We start from the raw sequence: 6,296 nt of genomic DNA on the forward strand, positions 1-6,296 counted from the left end.
CAATGGAAATGAAGCCAAGCGCTGCGTCTGATTGAGGACGCCCATGAATACTACCAAAAGTCATCGTATCGCCTTATTATTCAACGCGAATAAGAGTTTTGATCGAGAGGTTATTGCCGGCATTGCCGCTTATTTGGGAAGTACGCGTGCGGCATGGGATTTATTTCTGGAAGAAGATTTTCGTCTGCGCCTGGCCGGCATTGAGAATTGGTCGGGCGACGGCATTATTGCCGATTTTGATGATCCCGCCGTCGCCGCCGCATTAAGCCGTTGCAGCGTGCCGGTAGTGGCCGTCGGCGGTTCCTATGCCGACGAGGCCGAATATCCGGCGCGAGTACCTTATGTGGCGACGGATAATTTCAAACTGATCAAACTGGCCCGCGATCATCTGATCGATGTCGGCTTGCAGCGCTTTGCGATGTTCAGTCTGCCGGAGGCCAGGGAAAACCGCTGGGCGCAGGAACGCGAAAATGCCTTCCGCAGCCTGATGTCCGCCGACCAGATGGAAGCCGAGATTTTCCGCGGCTGCGRCACCAGCGCCTCCTCCTGGGACGACACGGTGCAGGGCCAGGTCGCCTGGCTGCGCAGCCTGCCCAAGCCGGTTGGCATCATCGCCGTGACGGATGCGCGGGCACGCCAGCTGCTACAGGCCTGYATCATTGCCGGCATTGCAGTGCCGGAGCAGGTGGCGCTGATCGGCATCGATAACGATCCGCTGGTGCGCATGCTGACCCGGATTCCGCTCAGTTCCGTGATCCAGGGCGCGCAGGAAATGGGACGCACCGCAGCCCACTTGCTGGACCAGATGCTGCACGGCGTGCGTCTCGGGAATACGCGCATCCTGATGCCCCCGGCCGGCATCAATGTGTTTGCATCGAGCCAGCACCAGGYGGTGCGGCATCCCCATGTGGCGCGGGCGCGCCATTTCATACGGCAGTATGCCTGCCAGGGCATCAAGACCCACCAGGTGGCGGATTATGTCGGCGTTTCGCGCTCCTCGCTGGAAGCATATTTTCGCCAGGAGCTGGGCCGCAGCGTGCACGATGTGATCCTGGAGTTCAAGCTGGACGCGGCCAAGGCCGGTCTGGAAAACGGTGAACGCAGCATTGCCGATGTGGCGCTGGGCTGCGGTTTTACCTCGACCCAGTACATGCATCTGGTGTTCAAGCGCGAATTGGGATGCACCCCGCGCGCTTACCGCGATCGGGTCCTGGCGGACTGAAGGCCGAACGGGGCCGCCCGATTAGCCAGAATCGTTCCGGGCCTTGGTGATTTTCGCAATTGAATCGCCAGGGCGCGGATCGCAGAATGGCAGCATGACCAAACCAACTTTCGGCATCGCATACAAGGCGGACGAACACCGCTTATTCACACTCAGGAATGCCGGCGGCATGGCGGTAACAATCAGCGAGCGCGGCGCCGCCTTGTGGTCCTGGCGTGCGCCGGACCGCTACGGCCGCATGGCGGACGTGTTGCAGCCCCCCTCAGGCGGCGCAATCCACGCGCTTTGGCAAGGCCGCCATGTGGACGGCGCGGTCTCGCTGATGCGGATGGAGGAAGGGCGCGCCGCCGCCTTGGCGGAATACCGGCTGGACGACGATGGCTGCCTGACCGTGCAGCACGAGGTGGTGGCGATGGCGCCCACAGCGCTGGCGCTGGCTTCGCATCCTTGCTTCAATCTGAATGGCGGCATGGCCGACGTGTCCGACCACATGGTGCAGATCGATGCCGATTTCTACGTCGAAGTGGATATGGACGGCAAGCCAGGCGGCGTCGCTGCTGTAGGCGGCACCGCCTTCGATTTCCGGCACCCGGCGCCGATCGGAGCACGCTTACGCTGGCCCGACAGCCAGATCCTGCGCAGCGCCGGCTTTAACCACGCCTTTTTCGTTCGTAACCATTTCACGGGAGGCCAGGGACCTTTGCGTGCCGTGGCCCTGATTGTCGACCCGGGCTCCGGCCGCAGCCTGCAGCTGCACACCACCGAAGCAGCCGTGCAGTTCTGTGYGGGCCGGCAGGGCGGCTTTACGATCGAAGCCCGCGCCTGTCCGGACCTGAGGTGCGCTTCATGGCCCGGCATCGTTGTCACGCCGGGCCAGGTATATCGCCAGACTTCCGTCTACCGGCTCGCGCTCTCTAATCCACGGTAGACGAACTGCCGTGCTTTGACCACACCGCTACCGGCGCTATAGATGCCGACCTTCAGGCTGAGGAAGCCTCCGAACACATTGTGATGGAAGCCGGATACCTCCATCTGCCACGGATGCTTGATCCAGCGCTTGCCATCCCGCGAGTAGTGGAAGGTGACGATGTTGGCGCGGTTGGTGAGCTTGACGTGAATGGTCTTCGCCGGCACTTTCTCGCGCATCCAGCTTTGCTCCTCGCTGCAGTGGTAGGTGAACATCTGCGTCTGGCTGAAACCGATGCCGCAGTAGCCGCGCTGGCTGTAGTACAGCAGCAGTCCACCCTGTGCGCCTTCGCCGATCTCCAGCATGACCGATGCCTCGTAATCGCGGTCGCCAACGATGCAGGTCAGTGGCGAGCAATTGGCAGGCGAGCTGCCTTTGGCGCTCAGCGCCAGGCATTTGTCTTCGTAGCGTGCACGCTGCATTTCCTGAGGGCCGGGATCGAAAAAGCTCCATTGCACGCCGAACTTGTTGGTGGAGAAGTCGTCCGACAGTGCCTGGCCCGCAGGACCGGACTGGCCGCCTTTGGGCTTGCGCAAGGGACCTGACAGCGTGCCGCCGCGCGCGCGGAACCAGCCATCGCTGGTCCATTCGATCGGCTCCAGCAAAGTCTGGCGGCCCAGTGTGCGGAAGCCGTTTTCGTAAGCATGATAGACCATCCACCAGTCGCCGCCGGGGCCTTCGACCACACTGGCGTGGCCGCGCGACCACCACGGTTCATCGGCGCTGCGGGTGCRCACAATCGGGTTATCGGGACAATCCTGCCACGGTCCGTGGATCGATCGCGAACGTGCCACGATGACCATGTGGCTGGTCGGCGGGCCGGAAGTGCCGCCCACCGCCGTCACCAGATAGAACCATTCGCCACGCCGGAACAGTTTGGGTCCCTCGGGCGCGAACATCTCGACCACCCAGTCATCCGGGTAGCGCCAGGGTTCGTAGACCTGCTCCAGTTTGCCGGCGGTGGACAGGCCGTCGTCGGCGAGCGCAATGCGGCGCACGCCGTTGACGAACAGGTAGCGCTTGCCGTCCTCACCGACCGCGTGGCCTGGATCAATGCAGCCGGACAGCTTGAGATCGATTGGCTCGCTCCATGGTCCGCGGATATCGTCGGCATAAATCACGAAGATGGAACTCTTGCCATCCGGGCTGGCGGGAATGTACAGGTAATACCGACCCTGGTGTTTGACCAGGTCCATGGCCCAGACGGAACCGAGCGGCTTATGGAGTGCGGCGCCGATGGGCGCCCAGTTCACCAGATCGCGCGAGTGCCAGATCACGGCGCCGGGATAGGACAGGAAAGACGAGAACGTCATGTAGTAATCGTCGCCGTCTTTCAGGATCGTTGGGTCCGGGTGGTCGCCGGGCACGATCGGATTGACGAAGGTGCCGGTGCCAAGGTCCGCCTTGCGCTGGCCTTCTATGCCATATGCCGGCTGCAGCAGCGCGCTGGTGGCGGCGCAAGCTGTGGCGCTGACGGCGTTGGTTGGAGCGGCCGGCGCGAGTGGTGCCGCCGCAGCGCCGGCACTGGCAAGTGCAAGCTTGAGCAGACCACGGCGCTTGACCGCGTCGAGCATAGGTTCATCCTTTTTCATTTGCCGATCACTCTCATCAAAACTCTTCTGTGTTGATATTCGAGGCCATCTTTGCAGACCCGCAGGGCTGCGGCAAYTATGAAAATCACCGATGCGGAGAATGATTTACCCCAAGCGGCGATATCGCCGTTCACGTGCCAGATATGCGGTGATAGCATCGCTGCCACGACTAAAAAATCAGGAGCCTTCGAGGATGAAACACCTGCAACGCATCTGCTTCGCACTATTGGGCGCGGCCTTCGCGGCGTCCGCTGCACAGGCACAGCCACGCCAGATAGTGCTTGATGTGGCAAGGGCGGAGCAGCCGCTGGACCGGTTCTTCGATCTGTCCGTTGGCTCGGATTATCCTGGCACTTTGCGGCGTGCCGACAGCATGGCGCAGCTGAAGACGCTCGTCGAGGAAACGGGCTTTCGCTACATCCGCTTCCATGCCATCTTCCACGATGTGCTGCAGACGGTGAAGACCGATGACGGCAAGATCGTGTACGACTGGACCGGCATCGATCAGCTGTATGACGATCTGCTGGCGCGCAAGATCAAACCCTTTGTCGAACTGGGCTTCACACCCAAAGCATTGGCCACTTCGAAGGCACAGATTTTCTATTGGGAAGGCAATACCTCGCATCCCGAACTGAATGGATGGAAGAACCTGATCGCAGCCTTCATCACGCATCTGCAACAACGCTATGGCAAGGAGGAAGTGCGGAGCTGGTTCTTCGAAGTCTGGAATGAGCCGAACCTGGACGGGTTCTGGGAGGGTGGTGACCAGAAAGCGTATTTCGAACTGTACGACGCGACGGCCAATACGATCAAGGCGCTCGACCCGGCGCTGCGTGTCGGCGGGCCATCGACGGCCGGTGCGGCCTGGGTGCCTGAATTCCTTGATCACGTTGCGGCCAGCGGCGCAGCGGTCGACTTCGTGACGACGCATACCTATGGTGTCGAAAGCGGCTTCCTGGACGAGAAGGGCGTCGACGATACCAAGCTGTCGCCATCGCCCGATGCGATTGTGGGTGACGTGCGCCGCGTGCGCGAACAGATCACCGCGTCGAAGTATCCGCAGCTGCCGCTGTATTTTACCGAATGGAGTACCAGCTACACGCCGCGTGATCTGGTGCACGACTCGTACATCAGCGCTGCCTACATCCTGAGCAAACTTCAGAGCAGTAAAGGCCTGGCGCAGGGCATGAGCTACTGGACTTTTTCCGATCTGTTCGAAGAACCTGGGCCGCAGCGTAAGCCGTTCGAAGGCGGCTTCGGCCTGATGAATCCGCAGCGCATCCGCAAGAGCGCCTACTTTGCCTACAAATATCTGCATTCGCTGGATGGCAAGGAGATTCCGGCCGAGGACCGGCAAGTCATGGCCGCCACGGATGGCAAGTCGGTGCGCGCCGTGCTGTGGGATTTCCAGCAGCCGCGGCAGCCGGTCAGCAACCGTTCGTTCTACAGCCGCGTGCAGCCCGCTGCCGATAGCGCGCCAATTTCACTCCAGGTTCTTCACGCGAAGGCAGGAAAATATCGTCTGCAACTGCACCGTACCGGCTTCCGCGCGAATGATCCCTACACGGCCTATGTCGAGATGGGCATGCCGGCACAGCTGACGAACGAGCAGCTGGGCCGGCTCAGCGCCCTGACCAAAGACACGCCGGAGTCAAGCCGCATCGTCAGCATCGGCAAGTCGGGTGCCTTCACGCTCAAGGTGCCGATGCGCAGCAATGACGTCGTGCTGGTGACACTGGAACCGCTGCGCGGACGCTGATGGCATAGCGTATCTTCTTTGCGTCTAAGCCGCCACCAATGCCAGAGTTAACCAACTGGCACCCGGCAGCGGCGCACAGTATCGCTGGTCGATGCTAGCGTGATCCGCTGCTTGCGACGCCGCTCGGCACGCTGCCGCCCGCAGTTGCCCTGTATGCCAACCAGCTTGGTGCGCTGATCAAGCGGGCCAGCAAAGAGCGGCGCGAGATCTTAATCGCGTAGTTCGGCGGGCACTTTGCCGCCATTCTCCGCCAGCTTGGACATCACCTGCTTATGCAGCCAGATATTCATTTTGGCGGAGTCATTGGTGTTGCCCGTATAGTGCAGCTCCTGGGCCAACTGCTTGCGCGAAGCGAGACTGCTGTCGAGGTCCAGCAATTTCAGCAGGTCGACAATCGACTCGCGCCAATGGAGCGTTTGCCCGGCGTTCTTGGCCTTCCCGGTCAGAATCGCTTCGACATCGACCGGCTCTGCTGCCTGCGCCACCGGAGCGGCGGATGCTGTCGGTGAAGCTGGCGCTGCGGGTGCTGTTGGTGCTGCGCCGGCAGGTGAGGGCGCCGCAGTGGTCGGGTTTTGTACGGCCGCCGGGTGCGACGGCGGGAAAATCTTGTGGAAGATATCGCTCAAGATGCCCATGAATAGCCTCACTCATAAATAGCGAAAGTCTAGCCAAGCACAGGCGCGGCATCTGTACGCGGCCTAACGTTTTCAGAATGCTGGCGCGCGTCGTCGAGTTCTCAGCCCCACTAAGATGTAC

General features: G+C 61.4%; 5 protein-coding genes. 3 read left to right on the forward strand and 2 right to left on the reverse strand.

Annotated features, from left to right (window positions below; genetic code table 11):
- Nucleotides 1-43: 43 nt before the first annotated feature.
- Nucleotides 44-1,222 (forward strand): XylR family transcriptional regulator, encoded by a 1,179-nt coding sequence (locus AB4Z11_RS19565; RefSeq protein ID WP_442027048.1) that lies wholly within the window; start codon nucleotides 44-46, stop codon nucleotides 1,220-1,222.
- 94 nt (nucleotides 1,223-1,316) lie between these two features.
- Nucleotides 1,317-2,150 carry an aldose epimerase family protein gene (locus tag AB4Z11_RS19570; RefSeq protein ID WP_442027050.1) on the forward strand — a complete coding sequence of 278 codons (834 nt, stop codon included), beginning with the start codon at nucleotides 1,317-1,319 and terminating at the stop codon, nucleotides 2,148-2,150.
- On the opposite strand, the gene AB4Z11_RS19575 is transcribed toward AB4Z11_RS19570, so the two are convergent.
- A complete protein-coding gene (locus tag AB4Z11_RS19575) occupies nucleotides 2,120-3,781 on the reverse strand; it encodes a family 43 glycosylhydrolase (protein WP_442027052.1) in 1,662 nt (553 codons plus the stop codon). The two genes, AB4Z11_RS19570 and AB4Z11_RS19575, sit on opposite strands and share 31 nt — an antisense overlap.
- 193 nt (nucleotides 3,782-3,974) lie before the next feature.
- Here AB4Z11_RS19575 and AB4Z11_RS19580 point away from each other — a divergent pair, with 193 nt between their 5' ends.
- Nucleotides 3,975-5,540 (forward strand): GH39 family glycosyl hydrolase, encoded by a 1,566-nt coding sequence (locus AB4Z11_RS19580; RefSeq protein WP_442027053.1) that lies wholly within the window; start codon nucleotides 3,975-3,977, stop codon nucleotides 5,538-5,540.
- Nucleotides 5,541-5,749: 209 nt separating this feature from the next.
- Here AB4Z11_RS19580 and AB4Z11_RS19585 read toward each other — a convergent pair whose 3' ends face one another.
- Nucleotides 5,750-6,175 (reverse strand): DUF3597 domain-containing protein, encoded by a 426-nt coding sequence (locus AB4Z11_RS19585; RefSeq protein WP_442027055.1) that lies wholly within the window; start codon nucleotides 6,173-6,175, stop codon nucleotides 5,750-5,752.
- Nucleotides 6,176-6,296: the final 121 nt, after the last annotated feature.

The organism is Pseudoduganella sp. RAF53_2, from assembly GCF_052113985.1.
Taxonomy (GTDB): Bacteria; Pseudomonadota; Gammaproteobacteria; order Burkholderiales; family Burkholderiaceae_D; genus Rugamonas.

Bases quoted from the DNA above. Each gene is read 5' to 3' on its own strand.
- AB4Z11_RS19580 (WP_442027053.1), top strand. From the start codon at position 3,975: ATGAAACACCTGCAACGCATCTGCTTCGCACTATTGGGCGCGGCCTTC.
- AB4Z11_RS19585 (WP_442027055.1), bottom strand. From the start codon at position 6,175: ATGGGCATCTTGAGCGATATCTTCCACAAGATTTTCCCGCCGTCGCAC.